Annotated in this window: 27 protein-coding genes and 1 other annotated feature; of the genes, 19 read left to right on the top strand and 8 right to left on the bottom strand. The window is 34.5% G+C overall.

Annotated elements, in window-relative coordinates:
- Nucleotides 1-4 precede the first annotated feature (4 nt).
- Both nirB and ric read right to left on the bottom strand, forming a co-directional pair.
- The gene (gene nirB / locus BAQ46_RS18560; RefSeq protein WP_071742402.1) at nucleotides 5-2,410 is read right to left on the bottom strand and encodes an NADPH-nitrite reductase large subunit; all 2,406 of its coding nucleotides are present in this window, start codon (nucleotides 2,408-2,410) and stop codon (nucleotides 5-7) included.
- A gap of 208 nt (nucleotides 2,411-2,618) precedes the next feature.
- Nucleotides 2,619-3,326, bottom strand: coding sequence for an iron-sulfur cluster repair di-iron protein (gene ric / locus BAQ46_RS18555; protein ID WP_000401354.1), 708 nt, complete (start codon nucleotides 3,324-3,326; stop codon nucleotides 2,619-2,621).
- A 193-nt stretch (nucleotides 3,327-3,519) separates the two neighbouring features.
- Here ric and BAQ46_RS18550 point away from each other — a divergent pair, with 193 nt between their 5' ends.
- A complete protein-coding gene (locus BAQ46_RS18550) occupies nucleotides 3,520-4,089 on the top strand; it encodes a hypothetical protein (protein ID WP_000456963.1) in 570 nt (189 codons plus the stop codon).
- Between the two features lie 125 nt (nucleotides 4,090-4,214).
- On the opposite strand, the gene BAQ46_RS18545 is transcribed toward BAQ46_RS18550, so the two are convergent.
- Nucleotides 4,215-5,120, bottom strand: a complete 906-nt coding sequence (locus tag BAQ46_RS18545) for an excalibur calcium-binding domain-containing protein (RefSeq protein WP_000996474.1) — start codon at nucleotides 5,118-5,120, stop codon at nucleotides 4,215-4,217.
- Nucleotides 5,121-5,328: 208 nt separating this feature from the next.
- Between BAQ46_RS18545 and exsG the strand changes: the two genes are divergently transcribed.
- A complete protein-coding gene (exsG, locus tag BAQ46_RS18540) occupies nucleotides 5,329-5,481 on the top strand; it encodes an exosporium protein ExsG (protein WP_000395675.1) in 153 nt (50 codons plus the stop codon).
- A gap of 162 nt (nucleotides 5,482-5,643) precedes the next feature.
- Nucleotides 5,644-5,853: a hypothetical protein gene (locus BAQ46_RS18535; protein ID WP_000830253.1), complete on the top strand. Its 210-nt coding sequence runs from the start codon at nucleotides 5,644-5,646 to the stop codon at nucleotides 5,851-5,853.
- 95 nt (nucleotides 5,854-5,948) lie between these two features.
- Here the strand turns inward: BAQ46_RS18535 and BAQ46_RS18530 are convergent, their stop codons facing one another.
- Nucleotides 5,949-6,788, bottom strand: coding sequence for an arylamine N-acetyltransferase family protein (locus BAQ46_RS18530; protein ID WP_000988051.1), 840 nt, complete (start codon nucleotides 6,786-6,788; stop codon nucleotides 5,949-5,951).
- Between the two features lie 549 nt (nucleotides 6,789-7,337).
- Here BAQ46_RS18530 and BAQ46_RS18525 point away from each other — a divergent pair.
- The gene (locus tag BAQ46_RS18525; protein WP_001238724.1) at nucleotides 7,338-8,939 is read left to right on the top strand and encodes a lipase family alpha/beta hydrolase; all 1,602 of its coding nucleotides are present in this window, start codon (nucleotides 7,338-7,340) and stop codon (nucleotides 8,937-8,939) included.
- A gap of 429 nt (nucleotides 8,940-9,368) precedes the next feature.
- Nucleotides 9,369-9,644, top strand: a complete 276-nt coding sequence (gene spoVS, locus BAQ46_RS18520; protein WP_000427804.1) for a stage V sporulation protein SpoVS — start codon at nucleotides 9,369-9,371, stop codon at nucleotides 9,642-9,644.
- A gap of 95 nt (nucleotides 9,645-9,739) precedes the next feature.
- Here the strand turns inward: spoVS and BAQ46_RS18515 are convergent, their stop codons facing one another.
- A complete protein-coding gene (locus BAQ46_RS18515) occupies nucleotides 9,740-10,240 on the bottom strand; it encodes a YxiF family protein (RefSeq protein ID WP_000069081.1) in 501 nt (166 codons plus the stop codon).
- A gap of 138 nt (nucleotides 10,241-10,378) precedes the next feature.
- Here BAQ46_RS18515 and BAQ46_RS18510 point away from each other — a divergent pair, with 138 nt between their 5' ends.
- Complete coding sequence (locus tag BAQ46_RS18510) at nucleotides 10,379-10,516, top strand: DUF3954 domain-containing protein (protein WP_239696950.1); 138 nt, start codon at nucleotides 10,379-10,381, stop codon at nucleotides 10,514-10,516.
- A gap of 99 nt (nucleotides 10,517-10,615) precedes the next feature.
- Here the strand turns inward: BAQ46_RS18510 and BAQ46_RS18505 are convergent, their stop codons facing one another.
- Nucleotides 10,616-11,368, bottom strand: a complete 753-nt coding sequence (locus BAQ46_RS18505) for a hypothetical protein (RefSeq protein WP_071742400.1) — start codon at nucleotides 11,366-11,368, stop codon at nucleotides 10,616-10,618.
- A gap of 109 nt (nucleotides 11,369-11,477) precedes the next feature.
- On the opposite strand from BAQ46_RS18505, the gene BAQ46_RS18500 reads away from it, so the two are divergent.
- From BAQ46_RS18500 to BAQ46_RS18480, 5 genes are all read left to right on the top strand, one after another.
- Nucleotides 11,478-12,125 (top strand): HD domain-containing protein, encoded by a 648-nt coding sequence (locus BAQ46_RS18500; protein ID WP_071742398.1) that lies wholly within the window; start codon nucleotides 11,478-11,480, stop codon nucleotides 12,123-12,125.
- Nucleotides 12,122-14,017 (top strand): ABC-F family ATP-binding cassette domain-containing protein, encoded by a 1,896-nt coding sequence (locus BAQ46_RS18495; RefSeq protein WP_000783207.1) that lies wholly within the window; start codon nucleotides 12,122-12,124, stop codon nucleotides 14,015-14,017. The genes BAQ46_RS18500 and BAQ46_RS18495 overlap by 4 nt, the downstream gene beginning before the upstream one ends.
- Nucleotides 14,018-14,092: 75 nt before the next feature.
- The gene (locus BAQ46_RS18490; RefSeq protein ID WP_001260642.1) at nucleotides 14,093-14,824 is read left to right on the top strand and encodes a Bax inhibitor-1/YccA family protein; all 732 of its coding nucleotides are present in this window, start codon (nucleotides 14,093-14,095) and stop codon (nucleotides 14,822-14,824) included.
- A gap of 106 nt (nucleotides 14,825-14,930) precedes the next feature.
- Nucleotides 14,931-15,185 carry a DUF4318 domain-containing protein gene (locus tag BAQ46_RS18485; RefSeq protein WP_000975123.1) on the top strand — a complete coding sequence of 85 codons (255 nt, stop codon included), beginning with the start codon at nucleotides 14,931-14,933 and terminating at the stop codon, nucleotides 15,183-15,185.
- A gap of 158 nt (nucleotides 15,186-15,343) precedes the next feature.
- Complete coding sequence (locus BAQ46_RS18480) at nucleotides 15,344-15,679, top strand: single-stranded DNA-binding protein (protein WP_000982010.1); 336 nt, start codon at nucleotides 15,344-15,346, stop codon at nucleotides 15,677-15,679.
- 28 nt (nucleotides 15,680-15,707) lie between these two features.
- Here the strand turns inward: BAQ46_RS18480 and BAQ46_RS18475 are convergent, their stop codons facing one another.
- Nucleotides 15,708-16,298 (bottom strand): TetR/AcrR family transcriptional regulator, encoded by a 591-nt coding sequence (locus BAQ46_RS18475; RefSeq protein WP_000943174.1) that lies wholly within the window; start codon nucleotides 16,296-16,298, stop codon nucleotides 15,708-15,710.
- A gap of 101 nt (nucleotides 16,299-16,399) precedes the next feature.
- Nucleotides 16,400-17,533 carry an FAD-dependent oxidoreductase gene (locus BAQ46_RS18470; protein ID WP_071742395.1) on the bottom strand — a complete coding sequence of 378 codons (1,134 nt, stop codon included), beginning with the start codon at nucleotides 17,531-17,533 and terminating at the stop codon, nucleotides 16,400-16,402.
- A gap of 258 nt (nucleotides 17,534-17,791) precedes the next feature.
- Between BAQ46_RS18470 and BAQ46_RS18465 the strand changes: the two genes are divergently transcribed.
- The 8 genes from BAQ46_RS18465 to BAQ46_RS18430 all read left to right on the top strand — a co-directional run bounded on the left by BAQ46_RS18465 (nucleotide 17,792) and on the right by BAQ46_RS18430 (nucleotide 24,347).
- A complete protein-coding gene (locus BAQ46_RS18465; RefSeq protein ID WP_000692572.1) occupies nucleotides 17,792-18,919 on the top strand; it encodes a conserved virulence factor C family protein in 1,128 nt (375 codons plus the stop codon).
- A 3-nt stretch (nucleotides 18,920-18,922) separates the two neighbouring features.
- Nucleotides 18,923-19,306 (top strand): thiol-disulfide oxidoreductase DCC family protein, encoded by a 384-nt coding sequence (locus BAQ46_RS18460; protein WP_071742393.1) that lies wholly within the window; start codon nucleotides 18,923-18,925, stop codon nucleotides 19,304-19,306.
- Between the two features lie 83 nt (nucleotides 19,307-19,389).
- Nucleotides 19,390-19,824, top strand: coding sequence for a BrxA/BrxB family bacilliredoxin (locus BAQ46_RS18455; RefSeq protein WP_000063713.1), 435 nt, complete (start codon nucleotides 19,390-19,392; stop codon nucleotides 19,822-19,824).
- Nucleotides 19,825-19,873: 49 nt separating this feature from the next.
- Nucleotides 19,874-20,650 (top strand): class I SAM-dependent methyltransferase, encoded by a 777-nt coding sequence (locus BAQ46_RS18450; protein ID WP_000637441.1) that lies wholly within the window; start codon nucleotides 19,874-19,876, stop codon nucleotides 20,648-20,650.
- A gap of 40 nt (nucleotides 20,651-20,690) precedes the next feature.
- Nucleotides 20,691-20,905 (top strand) — a binding site (T-box leader).
- A 45-nt stretch (nucleotides 20,906-20,950) separates the two neighbouring features.
- Nucleotides 20,951-22,639 carry an arginine--tRNA ligase gene (gene argS, locus BAQ46_RS18445; protein ID WP_071742391.1) on the top strand — a complete coding sequence of 563 codons (1,689 nt, stop codon included), beginning with the start codon at nucleotides 20,951-20,953 and terminating at the stop codon, nucleotides 22,637-22,639.
- A 114-nt stretch (nucleotides 22,640-22,753) separates the two neighbouring features.
- The gene (locus BAQ46_RS18440; protein ID WP_000620803.1) at nucleotides 22,754-23,083 is read left to right on the top strand and encodes a DUF2085 domain-containing protein; all 330 of its coding nucleotides are present in this window, start codon (nucleotides 22,754-22,756) and stop codon (nucleotides 23,081-23,083) included.
- A gap of 29 nt (nucleotides 23,084-23,112) precedes the next feature.
- Complete coding sequence (locus tag BAQ46_RS18435) at nucleotides 23,113-23,331, top strand: hypothetical protein (protein ID WP_071742389.1); 219 nt, start codon at nucleotides 23,113-23,115, stop codon at nucleotides 23,329-23,331.
- A gap of 137 nt (nucleotides 23,332-23,468) precedes the next feature.
- A complete protein-coding gene (locus tag BAQ46_RS18430; protein WP_071742387.1) occupies nucleotides 23,469-24,347 on the top strand; it encodes a class I SAM-dependent methyltransferase in 879 nt (292 codons plus the stop codon).
- Nucleotides 24,348-24,499 lie beyond the last annotated feature (152 nt).

Genomic DNA, 24,499 nt, shown 5'->3' with positions numbered 1-24,499 from the left:
CTCCTTATTTCACAGTTTCTACTTCATACATCGCTTTTAATGATTTCGTTTCTAGTGCTTGTCCCCAAGCTTCTTTATATGTGCCACGGGCCGTTTGGAAACGTTCATTTAACTTAGTGACCATATTTGCATCTTGCAGTATTTCTTTTATGTGATCGAAGCCTAATCGTTCTGTCCAGTAGGCAGTACGCTCTCCGTAAATACCAGTTTCACGATAATATTGCATGTAAGCTGTAGCGATGTGAAGAACATCATCTTCAGTAGGGACAATCATTACAAAATCAGCTTCACGTACTTCTGTACCACCATTTCCACCAATATAAAGTTGGTATCCATTTTCGACACAAACAACGCCAAAATCTTTCGTAAGTACTTCCGCACAGTTACGCGGACAGCCCGTTACACCCATCTTCATTTTATGAGGTGTATCTACCATTTCTAATGATTGTTCAAGGAGCATACCAAGTCCTAATGAATCTTTCGTACCGAAACGGCAGAAACGAGAGCCAACACATGATTTTACATTACGAAGAGATTTTGAATACGCATATCCAGAAGTCATATTTAAGTCAGCCCATACGTTAGGTAAATCTTGTTTCTTAACACCGTATAAGCCAATTCGACTTGCACCGGTAATTTTCACAAGTGGAACATCATACTTTTTCGCAACTTCAGCAATTTTCATTAAATCATCTGCTGTTGTAACGCCTCCGTACATACGTGGAATAACAGAGAATGTACCATCGTGCTGGATGTTACCATTCATTCTTTCATTAACGAAACGGGAGGCTTTATCATCTTCATATTCTTCTGGAATCGCCATACGTAAATAGTAGTTCAAAGCAGGACGACATTTTGAACAGCCATCTTCATGTACAAAACCAAGAACATTTCGTACTTCTTTTGGTGATTTTAAGCCTTTTTCATGAATTGCCGCTACGACTTCATCACGTGATAAAGGTGTACATCCGCACATACCAGCAGACTGGGCTGAGGCATCAAAAGCATCTCCGAGTGTATGAGATAAAACTTGTTCTACAAGCGGACGACATTTACCACAAGACCCTGCGGCTTTCGTACAGCCTTTAACTTCTTCAAAAGTCGTTAAATCTTGTTCTAAAATGGCATGAACGATTGTTCCTTTCGTAACACCATTACATCCACAAATCGTGTCATCTGCACTCATTGTAGCAACATCAAGTTCACTTTCTTCACCAGCTTTGTGAAGAATGGACGCTGGTGTATATTCTTGTATATCTTCTTCTTTCTTTAACATGCTAAAGAGGCGTGTACCATCAGCTGTGTCACCATATAAAACGATACCAACGACTTTATTGTCACGAATTAATACTTTTTTATAGGAACGTTTGCATTCATTAAAGATGGATATTGCTTTCGTTTGATCATCTTCATAAATTTGGCCTGCAGAGAATAAATCACAACCAGCAACTTTTAATTGCGTACCGACGATACTGCCCGAATATCCATCAGTTTGTAAATTTGTTATATGTTTCGCTAATATTGCACCTTGTTCATAAAGAGGGGCAACAAGTCCATATGCGATACCGTCATGTTCTGCACATTCGCCAACTGCATAAATGGACTCATCATTTGTTAGCATATAGTCATTGACTACAATGCCGCGATTGACAATTAAACCAGCATCTCTTGCTATTTGCGTATTTGGTCGGATACCGACAGCCATTACGATTAAATCACAATCTACAACTTCACCATCTTCAAATTGAATGCCCTCAACATGGTTTGTACCAAGAATTTTTACAGTTTTCTTTTCCATTAAAAACTTCATGCCTTGTGCTTCTAAATCTTCACGCAGTAGAGAAGCTGCTTTCGTATCTAGTTGTTGCTCCATTAAGCTAGGCATTAAATGAACAACATGTACGTCCATTCCTAAGTCAATAAGACCTCTTGCTGCTTCTAAACCAAGTAATCCACCACCAATGACAACGGCCTTTTTCTTTTCTTTAGCAGTATCCATCATAAACTGTGTATCTTCAATAGTTCGAAAACCTGTTACACCAGGAAGAGTGGAACCTTCAACCGGTAAAATAAAAGCACTAGAACCTGTTGCAATAATAAGCTTGTCATATGTAAGAGTACGATTCTTTTCTGTAATAATAACTTTTTCTTCTCGGTCAATACTTTGAACTCTTTCATTTGTATACAAAGTTATTTCGTTTTCTTCATACCAACTGTATTCATTCATAATGATATCTTGTATATTTGTTTTACCTTGTAAAACATGAGAGAGCATAATGCGATTATAGTTTGGGTGTGGTTCATCTCCAAAAATAGTAATCTCATATGAATCACAATCATGTTTTAATATTTCTTCCATACAACGTATGCCAGCCATACCATTTCCGATCATAACTAAACGTTTTTTCATTTTCGTTTCCCCTTTTTATGTGAAATGTTGAACAAAGGATTATATTTTTATTATAGAAAATCAAGAAAGGGGGAGATGTGATATTTATCACATTTTTATAATGATTCACAAATTGTTAAAATTCTGATTTATGTGAGGGTGATGTGGATAGGTTTCGCAAAATGAAAAAGCAGGACATCAGTATGTATACTCATGTCCTGCACTTTATTTACGCTCTCGTAATGGCACGTGGAAATAAAATATTATTTTCTACATGAATGTGCTCAAATAAATCAGACTCTAACGCTTCAAGGCGATTGTAAACAAGTCGATAAGTGCCGCAAGCTCCTTCTGGAGGAGTAAAGTCATGTGTAACTTTACGAAGCTCTTTAATAATGTTGCCAGCGTGGTTATGTTCATTTTCTAGTTCATCTACTACTTTACGTAACTTTGCATAGTTTTCATCAGTTGGATTTTTTTCAAATTCTAAAATTAATGGGAAATCTTCTGTTTCTTCTTTAATTAAATGCTGTTCTAATTCCATTTTAAGTTCATGAAATAGCTTATGAATTTTAGCTAAATGCGGCTGATTTGCTCCATGAACACGTAATACTTTCGTCACATAAGGACTTAACTGTGGTAACTCTTCATTTAAATAACGATGATGCTTATGAATTACATAATCAATCAATTCACGATAAGAAGCATTTTTCCAATCAATTTCAGATTCATTTAATCGTTTCGTATTATGATAAAGCGTATTTAACTCTGTAATTACTTCAGTAGCTGATAAATTTCTTTCATGAATTGCATCAATAAGTGGCTTATTACCGCCACAACAAAAATCTATTCTATAGGATTTAAAAAGATCACTAGCTTTCGGAAACTGTGTAACAATCTCACCGACAATAGAAGTTTCAGTAAATGTATGTTCCATATGAATGCCTCCATAAAGTTTAAATGTAATATCTAAATTAAGAATAGCGATAAATGAAAAACAACGTGGTGATTGAAATCACTTATTATGTGTCTGATTTGAGAATAATAGGATTATTCTTCAACAGAGGACATTATAGAAAAGATGGCGAAGAATTTTGGGATAGGAAGTATATCTTTTATAGGAGGTTTTTATGGAATATGTTTATCATATGGTACCAGAAGAACTAAAAGGAGAATATTTAATCCCATTAAATGAATTGAAAAGGGTATATCCAAATTTATATCGTGAGTATATACAAAAATATAAAGATCATACTCAAAGAGAGAACTTATTAACACGTAAAATACCAAAACTAGAATGTTTATGGAATGATGTCGTGCATTTTTTACCACTGCATCCTTATGAGATTTATAAAGTATTGTTGGAAATAGGAGTAAACATTCATACAAATAAATTGTTTTATAAAATTCCTATTAGCGCACTGAAGGGTCAGTGTATGGCAATATACAAGTACTCAAAGCACAATTGGGGTGGAGCAAATAGCGAATTAAAAGAATGTGAAATAGAATTCATCAATTTTAATGAATATAAAGAATTAAAGCAATTAAATACCTGCACCAAAGAATATTATAGAGATGAATACAAAAATGGTAGAAGATTTGGGATGTTTCACTTAATTCCACATGTTCTTGTCAAAGGGAAAGTGGAGGTGAAAAATATTGAAATCATTAATTGGAGTATTGCTCCAGTTAATGGTTAATAGTACAAGTATTTAAAAAATAAGATGCCATTTTGAATTGATATAGGGCTTAAAAGAATGGAAGAGTAATTAGATCTTATACGTAATAATAAAAAAGAAGCTTACTAGAAGCTTCTTTTTTATTGCTATTTTTCACATGCGACTCCATCGCCATCACGATCAAGATGTGAGGCATAACCTGGTTGTCCTTTATATAGGGGAGCTTTCCCAGCAGCTCTAACTGCGGCACAATTTTTGTAATATGCACTACTAGTATTTCCTGAAGCAGGTTGTGTTTGAGTTTGCTGTGTTTTTTGCTCTTCTTGTTGTTTACGAGCTTGTTCATCAGCCTGGCGTTTTTGCTCTTCTTGTTGTTTACGAGCTTGTTCATCAGCCTGGCGTTTTTGCTCTTCTTGTTGTTTACGAGCTTGTTCATCAGCCTGGCGTTTTTGTTCCTCTTGTTGTTTACGAGTTTGTTCATCAGCAAGACGTTTTTGTTCTTCTTGTTGTTTACGAGCTTGTTCATCAGCCTGGCGTTTTTCATCCTCTTGCTTACGAGCTTGTTCCTCGGCTTGACGCTTCTCATCTTCTTGCTTTTGAGCTTTTTCGTCTGCTTCCTTTTTTTCTAGTTCTTTTTTGTCGCTATCTTTTTGTTCTGTAGTGTTAGAAGCAACTTTTTTACTAGTTGCTGTCGTTTTTTCAGAAGTAGGATTTGAAATACTTGATAACGCACCAAAAATAACAAATAAAATAGCAGTGATAATAAATTGTTTTTTTGCTACACCTGTCTTTTTAATTACAGATAAGATTGCTAGTACAAGGAAGAAAATAAATAAAATGAAACTTAAAATAGTAAAAAATTCGATGACTGGATGTTCTGAATTTGTTGAGCCAGTTACCATCAATATAATCGAAATCATAAAAAGAATAACAGTAGGACGACCATACTGTGTTGCTTTTCCATTTTTCTTGAAAAATGAAATAATACATAAGATTAAAAGAATAAAAGCAATAAAAAATAAAGCTGCACCAATATTACTCAAAATTGCCATTTTTATACCTCCATTTGTAAGATTTTCATTATTGATTATATAGGAACTTACTGGATATTACACGATTTATATAAATTTAGAAAATTAATATTTTTAATAGACTTATAAACATTTATTTTGTATATAAGGAAAAATAGATATATTTCCTATTACGTTTTTAAAGAGAATTCATAAAGTATAGTATATCGATTGAAAGGAGGAGATTTGAATGGAATTTCAATTGTTAGTGAATTGTGTGTTACAAGAAGGTAATGCTTACTTTCTAGTAACGAAGGTAGACGATGTAATTACTTTGAAAGTACCGATTACAGCGGGAGTAGCAGGTTTATTCTTAGCTTTCGGTGTACCAAGATGTTCTTAATTTAAATCTCTGCAGTAGAAAGAGGAGGACAAGCCTCTTTCTACTATTACATAATAATTTTATGTAAACTAAAATTATATTTTATTAATAGCACATTTAAAATGGACATGCATATACTATAATGTTTTTTAAGTTATGAAAATTAAAGAGGTGCTATTATATATGAAAAGAAGGACATTTGATATTCCAGTTACATTGCGAAGAGAGTGGTTTTTAATAGAATTAGCCCATTTAACGAAGAAATATGGAATTGAAATTGCAACTAGCAAGATGGAAGCTGCACCGTTTTTAAGAGATCAAGTTACGGAATCAAAAATAGGGTCAGGGCTCCAATACGATAAATATGATGATGAGTATATCATTGAAAATTAAAGGATAAGAGCAAAACAAATTTCTTTATAACAAAATATAAAATAAAGCAGATTCTAAATATGGAATCTGCTTTATTATGAAATACTTTTAGTCAACTAACCTCTTTCTAGTGTTTTTCCTACATATTTCACTTGCGTTATTCCAAAAGATTCACGAAGAATGCGAGCATAATCTTTTAATTCTATTGGACGTTTATTTTTGGTGCCTTTAAAGGTTTCTGTATAATTTTTATTTGTTAATGATATGTGACCATAATTAGTTAATTTACAAGTGATAGCTCCCTTATTAAAAGGAGATTCTTTATGTTCTACAATGATTTTCTGGATATTATTAACCTTTTTCTCATCTATTGGATTTAAAGTGAAGGCATAGCCTATTTTCCATTCATCTGAAGGTTCAGATTGCAAGAAATTTGTAGATTCCCCGTTAGCTCCTTTTCTCATTTCTAAAATGTGTGTACCTTTTCGGGTAATTCGTTTGCGAATTCGATATTCACCCGTTTGAGAAGAGATGACTTTTCCGTTAAAAGGGACTGGATGTAAAGGTAGATGAGAGGCAAAACCGGCGTCTATAACATAATCTTTATTATTATGATGTAATATGATAATGACATGACCATCATCGGGTTTCCATTTATTATCATAAAGGTCATAAACAGTACCAGCTACTTTATATACTTGAAATCCACAATCCATTAAAAAGTAATACAATAAGGAGTTTAATTCATAACAAAGACCGCCTCGTTTTTGAATAAGTAACTTTTCTATTAAGTTATTTTTTGAGATGTTTTTAATAGTACCAGCCATAATATCGAGATTTTCATAGGGGAGAATCAATCCCATTTTTAAGAGAATTGCATCTAAATCATCAAATGTTATTTCTTTTGCAGGAATTTTTAATCGTTTAAAAAACTCCTTTTGTAAATCGGTCATCATAAAGCATTCTCCTTTCTTTTTACAGAATTTTCTTCTGCTCACCAATAGGTTAGTACTTCTAAAAGTTTAATTCAAGTCTGCGAAAATTATCATAATATATGTTTCTGGAAATATTAGTATCTATTCATAAAATTCAGTTTAATATTTAATGATAGGAAAGTCTTACAATATTAGCTTCTATTTTGTTTAGTTTGTATTTAATTAAATAAAAGCACATATATTCATTAACTTTTTTTATAACTAGCTGATAATAAAGTGTTTTTTTACTAAAGTTTTTTCAAGATTTGTATGCTTTATATAAACAATAATAATTGGGGGATATTAGATTCAGTAAAGTTAACAATTGTTGAGAAACTTTTTTGTAGCGTTCACTCAAAAGGAAGAGATAGAAACAAAGAGAATAACGTGTGTTAAGGAAGAAGGGGGACTAGTAATCTCTTAAGAATAGGGACAGGGTCTTGTTTAAGTACAAAGATTATCTAGTATTAAGAGAGAAGATAAAAAATATTACAACGAGCACCTTCTTTCAAAAAATGTGGGGGGAGTAACATGCGATTGATGAGAAGATGTGTTGCCTTACTAATTGTATTTTTTATCATGGTTCCAATGATTAGCACAAATGTGCGAGCAGAAGTTGTAAAAGAGCTTAAAACAGGCTTTCCAGATCAAGAAGTCTTTACACCTGGAGAATGGTTTTTAGGTCAAAAACCTGCTAATTATGATGAAAGTAAGCCTCCAATTCTCTTTGTGCAAGGAAGGAATGGGAATGCTGATAGTTGGTATGGAAAGACAGTATATCACGATATGAATGATATGTATGACTATGCTTTGAAAGCAGGCTATCAAACAGTATTTATACAATTATATGATGCTGCTGGGAAAGGGTCAGCTAGTCAGTGGGATAACGGAAAATTGTTAGCACAAAAATTAGAAGAAATATATAATCATTTCGGTAAAAAAGTTAATATTGTAGCACATAGTAAAGGTGGTATCGATACACAAGCTGCATTAGTAGAATATGGGGCAAATCGATTTGTCGGAAATGTTATTACACTTGCGACGCCACATCATGGATCAAACTTAGCGGATTTATCATATAGTTGGTGGGCAGGATGGCTTGCTTCTATATTAGGTCAAAAAGATGATGGTACGTATTCATTACAAATGGGCGAAATGGCAAAATTTCGTTCAACGATTGATAATAATCCAGCAGCTAAATTAAACCGTTATTATACAGTTACTGGGACTAGCTGGGGCCCTGTATTTTCGGCGTTATCAATGGGTGGATTATATTTGTCATCATACGGTTCAAATGATGGACTAGTAAATGAGTGGAGTGCTAAGCTGCCGTATGGAACGCATTTATTTACAGATTCTAGATTTGATCATGATAATATACGAAAAGGATCTGCTGTGTTCTCACGAATTGAACCGTATTTACGTACAGCAAATGTACCGGTTCCAGCTTTAGTAGCATCCAGCACTAGTTCAAATGAAAATATAGAACAATTAAATACAACTTCAAATCAAAGCATTTTAGGAGGGGAATTGCCACAAAATCAGTGGATAGAGCAAACTGTTGCGGTTGATAAAAAGGCAGAAGGAATTGTTTCTATATTAACTGCTTCGTCGGATGTAGAAGTACAAATGATATCACCAAAAGGAAAAGTGTATACAAATAAGGATAGTGTTATAACTACTGGTGAAGATGAATCTTTCTTTGGTGGCGCGACAATTAAAACATTTAAATTTGATAAAATGGATGTAGGAGAATGGAAAGTTAAAATGATGGCGAAGCAGTCGAAAGATGCATATTTAGTTGTAAGCGATTACAAGAATAGCGCACCATTTGTTCTTCAAATGCCTACAAAAGTAAAAGCAAATAAATCTGAGTATAAACTGAAAAAATCACCTGTGGCACCTGAAATGAAAGGAAATCTTTCCATAACAGTAAGAGTCGTGAATAAAGAAGGGAAACTAGTCTCTGAATATAATGAATTACAAAATGTGAATAACAATACATTTACTGGTGCTTTGAAGGACATAAAGCAACCAGGAGTATATAACGTTACGATGGATATAAAAGGGATGAATAAAGAAGGACAACCATATAATCGTACAATCGTTAAGTCGGTTTATGTGGAGAAATAAGAAAGAATGAGAAAAAAGTACCGAACTTTTGTAGTAGTAAAGTTCGGTGCTTTTTCATGTTTATTAGATTAACAAAAAGGTACAAAGGGAATTTTTGAAGGCACAAAGGTTAAGTATTTGGTAGCGAATTCTTGAAATGTAGCAGGAATGCTTTTTAAATTGTAATTGCACCTGCAAAAGTAAAACGAGTATCTTCAGTTACAATGATGTGATTGTTTAAGTGAATTTATATCTTTTAAATATTTGTATATATAAGGTTTGGAGTCGTTGACCTTTATTTACGTAGCACGGCAGGAAGAAGAGAAAAAGTATCGAATGAATGTACATATGTAGTATTGTTTGCTTTTGGTGTGAATAGTAGTTAAAGATACGTTGAAATATTTTATACGGTAACAAAAGAGTAATTAAATAATAGAGGGAGCAACTTACATGGAAAATATATTAAAAGTATCTTCAAAATCAAGCCCCAATTCAGTCGCAGGTGCAATAGCAGGTGTACTAAGAACAAGTGGAAATGTAGAAATTCAAGCGATTGGAGCGGGTTCATTAAACCAAGCGATTAAAGCAATTGCAATCGCAAGAGGATTTGTTGCTCCAGGTGGTATTGACTTAGCCTTTGTTCCAGCATTTCAAGAGGTTACTATTAATGATCAAGAAAGAACGGCGATTAAATTGATTATAGGTCCTAGGAAGAAAAGGTCTTAAAAGAAAGTGTTGATATGAATCATTTGAAAAGGTTGATAGATAAAGTAATAAAAAGACCACTCTCATTTTGAAGTGGTCTTTTGTATTTTCGTATTTCATATTGTGGATACGCCCCACATACTGAATTCGTAGTGATATTCAGTGCGCTCAATAACGATCCCGAATTCTAAATCATCCCCAACTAATACAAAATCTGCATATCCAGTTAGAAATTTTGATATGGTTGATAACTCTTCTAAATTCTCAAATACTTCACCAATGTTCAGTTTAACTGCTTCAATTTTACCACCCTTAGAGAAAAAGAGCCTCCCTTGATCAACTGGAAATTTAATGGTTTTAGCTGTTTCTTTTAACAGTACTATTGATAGTCTTCTGTTTTCTTCATAATTAGTGCTACCAAAGTTTTTTATGTTTGAAGTTTGTGTTAGCGTGTTAAATAAGTCTTTACAAAATAAATCATTAGATTTTGGATCCATAAATGAGTCCATAGAAACTGTAACAATATTAGAAAGTTCGTCTACGAGTTCTTTTCTACTACCAGTTCTTTTTGCTTTCATTTTTAGAATTTCAATTCGGCTTTTATTCATATTACTCAAAAATTTTCACACCTTTACTCACGTAGTGGATGAATAAAACCACTTACTTCGACAAAGTAATAATAACATATGGGAGTAATCTTGGTGGGAATTAGAAAAGAAAATCTTGTTGAAATGACAGCTGAAATTGATTAAGAAATAAACGGAATATATATTGTTGAAAATGGTCAGGTTCAGCTAATAGAACCACCCAAAAGTGGATTTGGTGAACAATCATTTGTATATCAAAGTGGAAAAGTAATTCGGATAGAAGAGCGGAAGACAAGATTAATTTAATACTATTTTAGAAAAGATATAACGTGAAAAATAAAAAGTGCCACAAATGTTTGTACAGCAGACATTTGTGGCACTTTTATCTTTTTATATAGCATAAAACTAAAACTGCTCATTCTTCTCCCAAGATTCCACAATATAATGTGCAATCGTTGGATTAAAGCCTTTCCCAACTAAAAACATAATGGCAGCAACTTCTGTTAAAGCGTGTTTATGTGATGTATGTTTTGCTTCATTTAAACCGTAATCTACCCAAGGTTTTACGAAATCTAGTACAGGTTTCTTTAAAGGTAAGAACTGTGTACCGACAACTTGTTGAATCTGTTGTTGCGTTGGTTCTGTAATTGGTCCAGGTGGTAAAATTTGAGGCTGTGTAATATCCAGTGTTGGTCCAGGCGGTAAAATTTGTGGTTGTGTAATATCTAATGTTGGCGGTTTAGGTGGTGAGACACGTGCATCGTAGTTTGGTTGATACATTTGTTGTTGTACTTGAGTTTGTTGTGGCTGAGTTGGGTATGGGTTTTGTTGAAACTGTTGTTCTTGAGTTTGTGCTGCTACATATGGATTTTGTTGAAATTGTTGTTCTTGAGTTTGCGGTGCTACATATGGATTTTGTTGAAATTGTTGCTCTTGAGTTTGTGGTACTGCATATGGATTTTGAGGATATTCGTAACTTGGACGTGTGTCATATGGATTTTGTTGAAATTGTTGTTCTTGAGTTTGTGGCGCTGCATATGGATTTTGTTCATATTGTTGCTCTTGTTCTTCATATTGTTCTGTATATCTTTGTTCTTGTTCTTGCACCTGAGGGTAAAATGGTTGTTGTGGGTAAGGCGGTTGATTATTATAGAACATATTTATTCCTCCTTCATGATGATGCCTACCACCTAGTGTATGGGCGGACAAGAAAATATGTGATGAAAAAATGCGGGCGTGTTACAATAAGTAACTGGGTGAAGATAAAATGACAAAACAAGAAAAGATAGAAAAAACAATTACTTTTGTAAAACATATTTTAGAAAAAGATGCGAGTGGGCATGATTGGTATCATATTGAGCGTGTACATAAACTGGCGATTTCTTTATCTGAGCAAGAAGGAGGAAATCGTTTTATAATTGAAATGGCAGCATTACTTCACGATGTGGCGGATGAGAAGTTAAATGAAAGTGAAGAAGCAGGAATGAAAAAAGTTTCTGATTGGTTAGAAGAGTTACATGTTGAAGAAGAGGAAAGTAAGCATGTTCTTCATATTATCGCCAATATGTCTTATAAAGGTGGTCATGGCGGTAAAGTGGAGTCAATTGAAGGGAAGATTGTTCAAGATGCAGATCGCTTAGACGCTCTTGGTGCAATTGGAATAGCTCGCACATTTGCTTATGGCGGGGCGAAAGGGAGACTAATGTATGATCCAACTATTCCTTCTCGTGAAGTGATGACGAAAGATGAATATAGAAAAAATAATGACCCATCTTTAAATCATTTTTATGAAAAACTTTTAAAACTAAAAGACTTAATGAATACGAATGCAGCAAAACAAGAGGCTGAAGTTCGTCATCGTTATATGGAACAGTTTATTGAACAATTTATGAAAGAGTGGAATGCACAAATATGAAAATGTTAACTGTGGAAAACTTATCAAAATCATATGGAGAGAAACCGTTATTTGATGGATTATCATTTAGTATTGCAGAAGGACAACGTGCCGGAATTATCGGTGTAAATGGTACTGGTAAATCAACGTTGTTAAAAATTATTGCAGGGGCAGAAATTCCTGACACAGGTGATATGACTCATTCGCGTGGGTATACAATTAGTTATTTATCACAGCAACCAGAGTTTGATGAACAATTAACAGTATTAGAACAAGTCTTCCATGGTGATACACCTTTAATTCGTCTTCTTCGTGATTATGAAAAGGCGCTATTACATATCGAAAAAGATCCAAGTAATGAAAAGGTACAAGAACAATTATTTGCAGTGCAACAACGTATGGACGCAATGAGTGCGTGGGAAGCAAATGCGAATGCAAAATCGTTATTAACGAAACTAGGAATTACGGATTTCACAGCAACTGTTGGAAATTTATCTGGTGGGCAGAAAAAACGTATTGCGATGGCGCAGTGTTTTATTGAAACACCGGATCTATTAATTTTAGATGAGCCTACGAACCATCTTGACCATGAGACAGTTGAGTGGTTAGAGGAATATTTAGCAAGGTACACAGGTGCGGTATTACTTGTAACCCATGATCGTTATTTCTTAGATCGTGTGACGAATCGTATTTTCGAATTAGACAATGGAAAACTGTATAGTTATGAAGGGAATTACAGTACGTTTTTAGAAGCGAAAGCACTTCGTGAAGAACAAGAACTTGCACAAGAATCAAAACGTCAAAACTTATATCGGCGTGAACTAGCGTGGATTCGCCGTGGTGCAAAAGCTCGTTCGACAAAGCAAAAGGCACGTATTCAACGATTTGAAGAGTTAAAAGGTCAAGAAGGTCCAGCTGCAAAACAGTCAGTTGATATTGCGCTTAGCGGTAGTCGCCTTGGGAAAAAAGTACTTGAGTTAAAAGATGTAACGAAAAAATTTGGCGATAAAACAGTATTAAACAACTTCAATCATATCGTGAAACCAGGCGATCGTATCGGAATTATTGGAGCGAATGGAAGCGGGAAATCTTCGCTATTAAATATGCTTGCAGGTAAAATATCTCCTGATAGTGGTGAAATTGAAGTTGGGCAAACAGTAAAAATCGCTTACTATACGCAAGAAAATGAAGAAATGAATTTAAATCAACGTATGATTGAATACATTAAAGAAATCGCGGAAGTCATTCATACGACAGACGGAAAAGTAATTGGTGCATCTCAAATGTTAGAACGTTTCTTATTCCCACCACATTCACATGGTACACCGCTTGGCAAATTATCTGGCGGTGAAAGAAGACGTTTATACTTATTACGTATATTAATGGGAGAACCGAACGTACTATTACTCGATGAGCCTACGAATGATCTAGATACACAAACATTAACTGTATTAGAAGATTATTTAGAAGATTTCCCGGGTGTCGTTTTAACTGTATCGCATGATCGTTACTTCTTAGATAAAGTAGTAGATGAATTGTTCATCTTTACGGGAGAAGGAGAAGTACGTGAATTTTTAGGTAGCTATACTGATTACTTAGAAATGGAAAAAACGAGAGAACTTATTGAGAAAGCGGAAGTGCAGAAAGAGAAAAAAGTAGTGGAAGAAGCACCGAAACAACAACGTAAGCGTAAACTTTCATATAACGAGCAGCGCGAATGGGAAACTATTGAAGATACAATTGCGGAACTTGAAGAAAAGCTAGAATCAATTGGAGAAGAGCTTGCGAATGTTGGTTCTGATTTTACGAAAGCGCAAGAATTGTCTGAAGCACAGCAGAAAACAGAAGAAGAGCTAGAAAAAACGATGGAAAGATGGAGTGAACTATCGGACATTGTTGAAGGATTAAAATAAAAACAAGCTGCATATATTGAAAAGTAAAGAGAAAAACTTTACACTATTGGTAGAACCTATTTTAGGAGGGAAAAAATGAGAACATCTAATCCAATGTTGAAAAAAGAGGCATTCCGTAAAGAAGGAGCAAGTGCTTCTGCGATGACTATTGGCGGAACAGTAGGCAAAACGTTTATTATGCTTATCTTGCTACTTGCAACGTCTGTCTATTCATACATACAGATGATAGAGGGTACGATGAAGATGCCAGTATTAATTGGCGCTTTAATCGTTGCGGCAATCATCGCATTTGCGTCTATGTTCTTCCCGCGTATTTCACCTTTTGGTGCACCAATCTATGCGGCGGTAGAAGGGGTTGTATTAGGTAGTATTTCAGCTGTTTATACAATGAAGTTTGGCGATTCTATCGTTTTAAATGCTGTATTACTAACAATCTCAATTCTATTTGCAATGTTAGTGTTATATGCAACACGCGTAGTAAAGGTAACGGATAAATTCCGTACAGGCGTGATGGCAGCGACACTTGGAATTATGGTTATGTACTTAGTCGTATTTCTATTAAACATGTTTGGTGTAACAGTTCCGTACATTCACCAAGGCGGTACAATCGGTATTATTATTAGTGCAGTTGTTATCGTGGTTGCTGCATTAAACTTATTACTAGATTTCGATTTAATCGAAAATGGTGTACGTAGTCAAGCTCCGAAATATATGGAGTGGTACACTGCAATGGGACTAATGCTTACATTAGTTTGGTTATACTTAGAAATTCTTCGTTTCGTTTCTTACTTTACGAAAAATGACTAATAAAAAATCCTGCATGAAAAATGCAGGATTTTTTTATTTTCAAAGATAAATTGATGATGTGGTATAATATGGGATGTTGGTAACTTTAAATTGAAGGGGATGGAATATGATGAAAGAGAAGAAAGGGATTATGAAAAAACTATTTTCTAAAAGTTTTTTCATAGAACTAGATGATGCTTTAACGTATCCATCGGGAGAAGTTATTACTTCAGCTATTGAAAGTTATGCAGCTGAATGTAATGAACAACTTAAATTTGAGAGTAAAGTAAAACCGATAACTTTTTATTTAGAAGAAGTATTGTATCGTGCGGAAATAAAGATGGCCCGTGGAGGATATTACATTTCATGCAGTGAAGTATAAATTTTGAAACCTTACATGTTTAAAATATGTGAGGTTTCTTTTTTTCTTTTATAGCATAAAAAATAATCTTTTTTACTTTAAAATATATTATTTTACGCTTTTTACCCTTCATACATTTTTATTTACAATGAAGAAAAATATGTGAGGTGGTATAACTTATGATGAATCGAGTTGTATTAATCGGTAGATTGACAAAGGAGCCAGAATTATACTACACAAAGCAAGGCGTCGCGTATGCACGAGCATGTGTTGCGGTGAATAGAGGATTTCGAAATAGTTTAGGTGAACAACAAGTAGACTTTATTAATTGTGTCGTATGGCGAAAATCGGCTGAGAATGTAACTGAATATTGTAAGAAGGGCTCACTTGTTGGGATTACAGGGCGTATTCAGACGAGTAATTACGATGATGAACAAGGCAAGAGAATATATAGAACTGAAGTTGTGATTGAGAGTATAACCTTTTTGGAGAGAAGGCGGGAGGGGGCATCGTAATAAGAGGGTCTAGTAACATAGCCCTCTATCACTTTTGATTAATACCTTCCCAAACAACATCTAATTGTTGATTGAGAATATTTTTCGCATTGATTTCATTTCCATGTAGTAGCGAATGCGACATTAGTGTATAAAAATAAGTGCTCATAACAGTAGAAGTGATAATATTTATATCCCATTGACTGTTTAATTTTCCTGCCTCTTTCGCTTCTGTAATAATTGAAGACAAACCTTCTTGTAGCTGTTGTATACTTTTTAATTCATTTTCTACTAAGTAGTTTGACTTTATAATCTCAAAGACGGCATGCTTCATTAAATCACCATGTCCAGTAAATCGATCCAGTAAATCGCCTAAAACAAGTTTGATTCTTTCTTTTGGATGTTCCACATTTTCGTAAGTTTTTAAACTTTCATTCCATAGCTCAATTTGAGAATCACCTAAAAATAATAATATGTTTTCCTTTTTCGGAAAGTAGTTGAAGAAAGTGCCCTTCGCTATCCCACATGCAGTAGTAATATCTTGAACCGTTACATTTTCGTACCCGCGTTCTTGAAAGAGCTGTACTGCTTTTAGGAATATAAGTTCCTTTAACTCTTTTTTTCTCGTTTCTCTAAGCATTTTATCTACTCCTAACAAAAACAATTATATCTGTTTAAGAGATAATCTCAAATAGAATCTTACGTCATAATTCTGTTTATAGTTTTCATTATAGTTACATGTTATAAATGAAAACTATATAGTTCATGTGTTTGCTTTTCAGAAACCCATTTTGGCATACGTTTCATTACTTCGTTTCTTACTATAGTTAAAGGTTTACTTTCTATTTGTGCCATTTTTCCAACTTTCCATGCAGTATTTGAGATTTTTTCAATTCTATCTCGTCGTTTTTGTTCGTATTCTAAAAATGCTTGACGATAATGAGCATTATTTTTAATGCATTCAGCCAGAATAATCGCATCTTCAATTGCTTGGCAAGCACCTTGGCCTAAATTCGGAGTAAGTGCATGGGCAGCATCCCCAATGAATACGATGCGTTTGTCAAAAAACTGTTTCATTGGAGTGATGTCTATAATATCACGATGAATCATATGAACGTCCGATGCATTATGCAAAATAGATGGTATGGGATTGTGGTAAGATTTGAAATGATTATATAAATCTGCTGTTGTGTAAGCTTTGTATTTTGGATCTCTAGCTTTCGCGTTTATGAGCGCATACCAGTATACTTCGTTGTTGGGAAGAGGGACGATACCAAATCTACCGTTCGCTCCCCAAGTTTCAATAAAGTCATTTGTTAAAGAAAGATTATTAGTAGGAGTTACGCCGCGCCAACACGTATATCCTGCATAACGATAATTATCCCTTTGTGTTACTTGTTTTCGAACGACAGAATGAATACCATCGGCAGCAATCAGTATATTGCCAAATGCTTCACTACCATCTTGAAATACTATTTTTAAGGCGTCTTCCTCATTTCGTTCTATTTTTACACATTCTTTTCCCCATTCGACAGTATCTTCTTTTAGTTCAGAAAGTAGCAATTGATGTAAATCTTTTCTATGAATAGAGTACATTTTAGGATAACAAGCTGGGATAATCAATTTATTGAAAATAGTTCCTTTTTCGGATACAAGTTTAAAGCCGTTACTTTCGTTGCCGAATTTTTTTATTCTCTCAGAAATTCCGTATGGCTCAAGTGCTTGCATTGCATTTGGAGCAATGATAATACCCGCACCAGCAACAGTAGGCTCATTGTTTTTATCATATACTTTTACTTCTATTCCTATTTTTTGTAAGGAAATTGCTGCGCAAAGTCCAGCAATACCGCCACCAATAATTATGACATTGTTCATTTGTTATCACTCCACCTTTAAATGACTTTGTTCATAAAATGACCACGGTCAATTTATGAGTTAAGGTTAATCCCTTTTTATGTAATTGTCAATTACACTTTTAACTATAGTTATGGAATGATTAGGTGAAAATAGAATGAATGAAACTTTCCAGCAATGTAGAAAAGTAAATAGTAAAATTAAGCATCCGAGTAGGAGTATAGCGTGATAACATGTTACAATACAGCTAAGAACATGCAATAAAGGAGAGTTATTTACGTGAAGATTAAAGCAATTGAACCGACGCCAAGTCCAAATACAATGAAAGTTATTTTGAATGAAGTATTACCATCAGGAGCACGTAATAATTATACAAATGAAAATAAAGAACAAGCACCAATGCAAGTGCAAGAAATTTTGAAAATTGAAGGCATTAAAGGTGTATATCATGTAGCCGACTTTTTAGCGGTGGAGCGAAATGCAAAGTATGACTGGAAAGTGTTATTACAACAAGTTCGTGCTGTTTTTGGCGAAGAAGTAGTGGAAGAAAGTGAAGAACAACAACTTGCTCATTTTGGGGAAGTGAAAGTGTTTGTTCAAATGTTCTTTACAATTCCAATGCAAGTAAAGTTAACAGATGGAACGACGGAAGAACGTGTTGGTTTACCTGACCGTTTTAAAGAATCAATTATGAAAGTGCAAATGTCTGCACCAAACGTTGTAAAAGAACGTAAATGGGTGGAACAAAGTACACGTTACGGTAATTTTGAAGAAATCGGGAAAGAAGTAGTAGAAGAGATTGTTGCTGCTTATCCGGAAGAACGTGTAAATGAAACGGTTAAAGAATTATTAAATCAGGCAGGTGCTGTTGAAGTAACGATTCAAAAGCGTGAGCCATATAAAGTAACAGAAGAGATGATGAAAGATGCTGACTGGAAAAAACGTTTTGCAGCTTTAGAACAAATGGATCCTACTGAAGAAGATATTCCAGTGTTGAAGATGGCGTTAGATGATGAAAAAGTTTCGATTCGCCGTTTAGCAACAGCATATTTAGGTATGGTAAAAGGTGATGAAGTATTACCGTTATTATATAAAGCCTTATTAGATCGCTCTGTAAGCGTTCGTCGTACTGCAGGAGATTGTTTATCAGATGTAGGTGATCCGGCGGCGATGTTCGTTATGATTAAATCTCTGAAAGATCCAAGTAAATTAGTACGCTGGCGTGCAGCGATGTTCTTATTTGAACTAGGAGATGAAAGTGCAATTCCAGCATTAAAAGCAGCGCAGGATGATCCAGAGTTTGAAGTAGCAATGCAAGCACGTCTAGCGTTAGAGCGTATTGAAGGCGGAGAGGAAGCAAAAGGTTCTGTATGGAAACAAATGACGGAGTCTCGTAAAGGAGAATAATGTATGATTGTTTTCTATGATAGTTGGTGTCCGATGTGTACGGCGGTTGCAGAACGTACGAAGAAATTAGATAAAAAGGGTAAGGTGAAATTTGTTTCATTTCGAGATGAAGATGTAGTTGAGAAGTATGAACTTTCTCAAGAACTACAAAGTAAGATGGAACAAAGATTGTATATTTTTAAAAATAATAAGTGGTATGACGGCATTCATAGCATATATGTATTAGCAAAGGTCGTTCCATCTTATTGGTTTGCCGTACCTTTTATAAAGCTATCTATCGTACTTGGTTTTGGAAGTAAAGTATACGATTATATCGCTAACAATAGAAAACTTGTCCCAGTTGGACATTGCCGCGAAGGGATTTGTGAAATCCCTACAAAAAAATGAAATCATCGTTATCTTTCTTTTGCACCTATTAATAGAGCGTGATATGATGAATTTGGAATGAAAGTTGAAGGAGAGATTACAAGATGTCAAATGCTTATGAAGAATACATGCGCCAAATGGTAATCCCAATGCGCCAAGAGTTAGTGCGTTCTGGGTTTGAAGAGTTAACTACAGAAGAAGCTGTAACAGAATTTATGGAAAACGTAACAGGTACAACTTTAGTAGTTGTAAACTCTGTTTGTGGTTGTGCAGCTGGTTTAGCACGTCCATCAGCAGGTCAAGCGGTTGTTCGTGCTGAAAAACAACCTGATCATCTTGTAACTGTATTCGCAGGTCAAGATAAAGATGCTACTGCAAAAATGCGTGAATACTTCGGAGAAATTCCTCCGTCTTCACCATCTATGGCATTGTTAAAAGGAAAAGAAGTTGTTCACTTCATTCACCGTCATGAAATTGAAGGTGCAACTATGGACGAAATTATTACGAATTTAGAACAAGCTTTCGAAAAGAATTGCTAAAGAAGGGGGAGAGTAAATCTCCCTCTTTTCTTTATATAGAGGTGAAAAAATGATAGTAACAACAGCAGGAAGAACGAACAAAGAAATGACAGCTTATGCAAACAGGGTAGCAGCAGAATTAAATGCTTCTTTCGTTAAACGTAATGACATACCAGTACATAAGCTGCATGAACAGTATGAACAAGATGTACTTGTCGTAGGGAAGAACCGATTAGCTATTTATCCAAAAGGTACGGAAGAATCGTTTTTCTTTCATCCGAACTCAGCGATGTTTCGTGTGAAAAGGTTAATGCGCGGAGAACATGATCCGTTTGTACAAGCCACGCAATTAGAGAGAGGAATGACAGTGTTAGATTGTACGCTCGGGATGGCATCAGATAGTATTGTAGCTAGTTATATTGTTGGTGAAAGCGGAAAAGTAACAGGACTTGAAGGCAATGAGTATATGGCTTATATTATGGAAAATGGTTTGAAAACATGGTCTTCATCTGTTTCTGAAATTGATGAAGCAATGCAACGAATTGATGTAAAGCAAACGGAGCACTTCGCATTTTTAAAACAATGTGAAGATAATAGCTATGACATCGTTTATCTCGATCCGATGTTTGAAGAAACTGTCATAGAATCTGACGGAATTAAAGGATTAAAACATTTCGCTTTGTATCATGATATTACTGATGAAACAATTGCGGAGGCGAAGCGAGTGGCGAGAAAGCGTGTCGTATTAAAAGATCATTTCCGTAGTTCTAGATTTGAAAAACACAATTTTCACGTATACAAAAGAAAAAGTGCTAAGTTTCACTTTGGTGTAATTGACCCTTGCTAATTGTTTGAAAAGATGTATAATAAGCAATAATTAATTAAATATACTGTCTGTGATGAAGAGAGTAGTCTTTTTTAGAAGGAAAGCGAGCTAGGGATGGTGTGAGCCTAGTGCGGAAGAAAAAGATGAAGCGCACTTCGGAGATGCTTCTTGAACGAATAGTAGAGTAAGCCGAGGCCCCCTGTCCTCGTTATAAACGGGAAAGTGGTTCGTAATGAACAACAAGGGTGGTACCACGGGTTCAAACTCGTCTCTTTTTTAGAGACGAGTTTTTTGTATTTTAAAAATGAAGGAGGTTGTAGCATGGATTATAAAAAGCAGTTTGCAGAAAGTTTATCTAATATTTTTACGAATGAATTAACGCAACAGCAAATTTTAGATTTAATTGAAACACCGAAACAAGATGAATTCGGAGATGCAGCGTTCCCATGCTTTTCATTAGCAAAGCAATATAAAAAAGCACCGGCTATTATTGCAAAGGAAGTTGCACAGAAATTAAGTGATCCGTTTTTTGCGAAAGTAGAGGCTGTTGGTCCTTACGTAAATGTCTTTTTTAATCGTGAAACGGTAAGTGATACAGTATTAAAAACGATTTTAGCGGAGAAAGAAGAGTACGGTCACAATCATTTTGGATATGAAAAAACGGTCGTTATCGATTATTCCTCTCCTAATATCGCAAAGCCATTTTCAATGGGGCATTTACGCTCTACAATGATAGGAAATTCATTGAAACATATCGCTGAAAAATGTGGCTATGAAGTTGTAGGAATTAATTATATTGGAGACTGGGGAACACAGTTTGGAAAGTTAATTACAGCTTATAAAAAATGGGGAAATGAAGCAGTAGTGAAAGAGGATCCAATACGTGAATTATTTAAGTTATATGTTCAATTTCATGAAGAGGTAAAAGACGACGAAGAATTAGAAGAAGAAGGACGCGCTTGGTTTAAGAAATTAGAAGAAGGTGATGAAGAAGCTGTTGAGCTTTGGAATTGGTTCCGCCACGAATCCTTAAAAGAATTTTCTCGTATTTATGAACTTCTCGGTGTGGAATTTACTAATTTTCAAGGAGAAGCTTTTTATAATAATTTAATGGAAGACTTTATTGGGATTTTAGAGGAACATGATTTACTTGAAGAGTCAGAAGGCGCATTAGTCGTTAATTTAGAAGAAGAGGGAATGCCACCTTGCTTAATTAGAAAATCAGATGGTGCGACGATTTATGCAACGCGTGACTTAACAGCAGCACTATATCGTCAAAACACATTTGGTTTTGATAAAGCGTTATACGTAGTTGGCCCGGAACAAAGTTTACACTTCAATCAATTTTTCACTGTATTAAAAAAGTTGGGCTACACTTGGGTTGACGGCATGGAACATGTACCGTTTGGGTTCATTTTAAAAGATGGTAAGAAAATGTCGACACGTAAAGGAAGAGTTATTTTACTAGAAGAAGTACTTGAGGAAGCAATCGAACTTGCAAAACAAAATATTGAAGAGAAAAATCCGAATTTAAAACAGAAAGAAGAAGTAGCAAAGCAAGTCGGCGCTGGCGCAGTTATCTTCCACGATTTAAAAAATGAGCGTATGCATAATATTGAATTCTCATTAGAAAATATGCTGAAATTTGAAGGGGAAACAGGCCCATATGTACAATACACACATGCACGTGCTTGCTCTATTTTAAGAAAAGAAAGCGTAGAATTTGAAACGTGTACGTTTGCATTAAAAGATGATCATAGCTGGAGCGTTGTAAAATTACTTAATAAATTCCCACAAGTAATTGAAATAGCCTTCAACAAAAATGAACCATCGGTTATTTCGAAATACGTATTAGATGTAGCGCAATCGTTTAATAAATATTACGGGAATGTGCGTATATTAGAAGAGAGTGAAGAGAAAGACAGTAGACTGGCATTAGTGTATGCTGTGACGGTTGTATTAAAAGAGGGATTACGTTTACTTGGGGTGGAGGCACCTGAGGAGATGTAACATAGTAATAAACTGACAAACTGGGTTTAGTATATAAACCTGGTTTGTTTTTTATTTGGATATATAATTAATTTTCAAAATCAATTAAAATCTTTTTAGAGAGGAGGATTTATATTGATTCGAAATATGATTTTACAAATTCCTTGTCATAGAAGATCAGATAGAAGTTTTCTTAAACTACAAAAATACATACCTTTATGTGCGCGTTGTACAGGCATGCTTATCGGTATATTAATGTTTCCAATTTATTTTTATATAACACTTTCATTTCTTTTTGCAATTATACTATCATTTTCTGCTCAAATTCCGTTACTTATTGATGGATTTACCCAAAAGTGGAAATGGAGAAGTAGCACAAATTTACTAAGAGTAACTACTGGTGTATTAAGCGGTAATGGTATGGGGTTATTTATTTCATCAAGTGTTATTTGGATATTATCTTAAGGTATATAGTAACGGAGGTATTTACATAGATGTTCTGGATTTACTTAATTCTAATTTTTATTTCAGGTGGAAGTGGAATTGGTTTTATGATTCAAAATAAGTATACAGAAGCAATAATAGCTTTTACTATTTGTATACTATTGATTGGGCTACTGTATTATTATCTTAAGAGAAACAAAAGAAAGAGAAAAGCAGATTGTGGCGATTTAGATTGTACGGATTGTTTTGATTGTGATTGTACTTGTTAAATTTTTCTTCCAAATAAAAAGCTAGTGTATTTGTTAATAACACACTAGCTTTTTGCTTTGAAATTTTAAGAAAAGTGTAGGAATACGACTATTATATAGAGAACTTTAGTTTTGTATATAAAAGGAGGCGTTAGACGTTGGAAACGTATGATTGGAACAGTAAACTAACTTATTTAAAAAATACAAGAGATTTATATTACAATGACGATTATGTAAGCTTTTTAGTAAATACAGTTTGGAAGATTAAAAAGCCCGTACATATCGTTGATTTCGGTTGTGGATATGGTTATTTAGGCTTAGTATTAATGCCATTACTTCCAAAAGGTTCAAAGTATACAGGCATTGATAGCGGGGGAACATTACTTGCTGAAGCGAGAGAATTGTTTCGTTTACTTCCGTATGAGTCACAATTTCTTGAAGGAGATGCTACAGAAATTGAACTGAACGATAAATACGATATAGCAATCTGTCATGCTTTCTTATTACATATGACTACTCCAGAAACAATACTACAAAAAATGATACATTCAGTTAAAAAGGGCGGAAAAATAATCTGTTTTGAACCACATTGGATATCAAATATGTCTTCATACTTTTTAGATGGGGAGAATCAATCGGAATTTATTAGGTTAGGCACTTTGCAGAAGTTATTTGAAAGTGACACACAGAGAAGCGGAAAAGATGGAAATATTGGTATGAAAATACCGATATATTTAAGTGAATTAGGCGTGGAAAATATTGAATGTAGAGTAAGTGATAAAGTGAACTTTTTAGATTCTAATATGCACCATCATGGTAAAGCGAAGTTGTATCATTCATTAAAGGAAGAGGGGATTGCGGGGAATCCAGGTGATAAACAGCAATTTATAGGACGTTTAATAGACAGAGGATTAACATATGATGATGCGCTAGCTCAATATGAAGCTGAACTACGATTTTTTAAAGCATTTCATATACATTCTTCATTAGTGTACGCTCCGAATATGAAAATTACATTTGGTGAAATAGTATGTTAATAGGTAGTAATACGATGAAACATGTCGCTGAATGTCGATAAGTCGATATTCGGCATATAATCGCTGATATATTTTAAGAATCGGTCGATATATTTTGAAAATCGCCGATAAAATGAAAGAATCGCTGATATATTTTAAGAATCGGTCGATAT

It is taken from the genome of Bacillus paranthracis (genome assembly GCF_001883995.1).
Classification (GTDB): Bacteria; Bacillota; Bacilli; order Bacillales; family Bacillaceae_G; genus Bacillus_A; species Bacillus_A paranthracis.
Note: the sequence above shows the minus strand (reverse complement) of the source record. Positions and strands in the feature narration are given on the sequence as shown.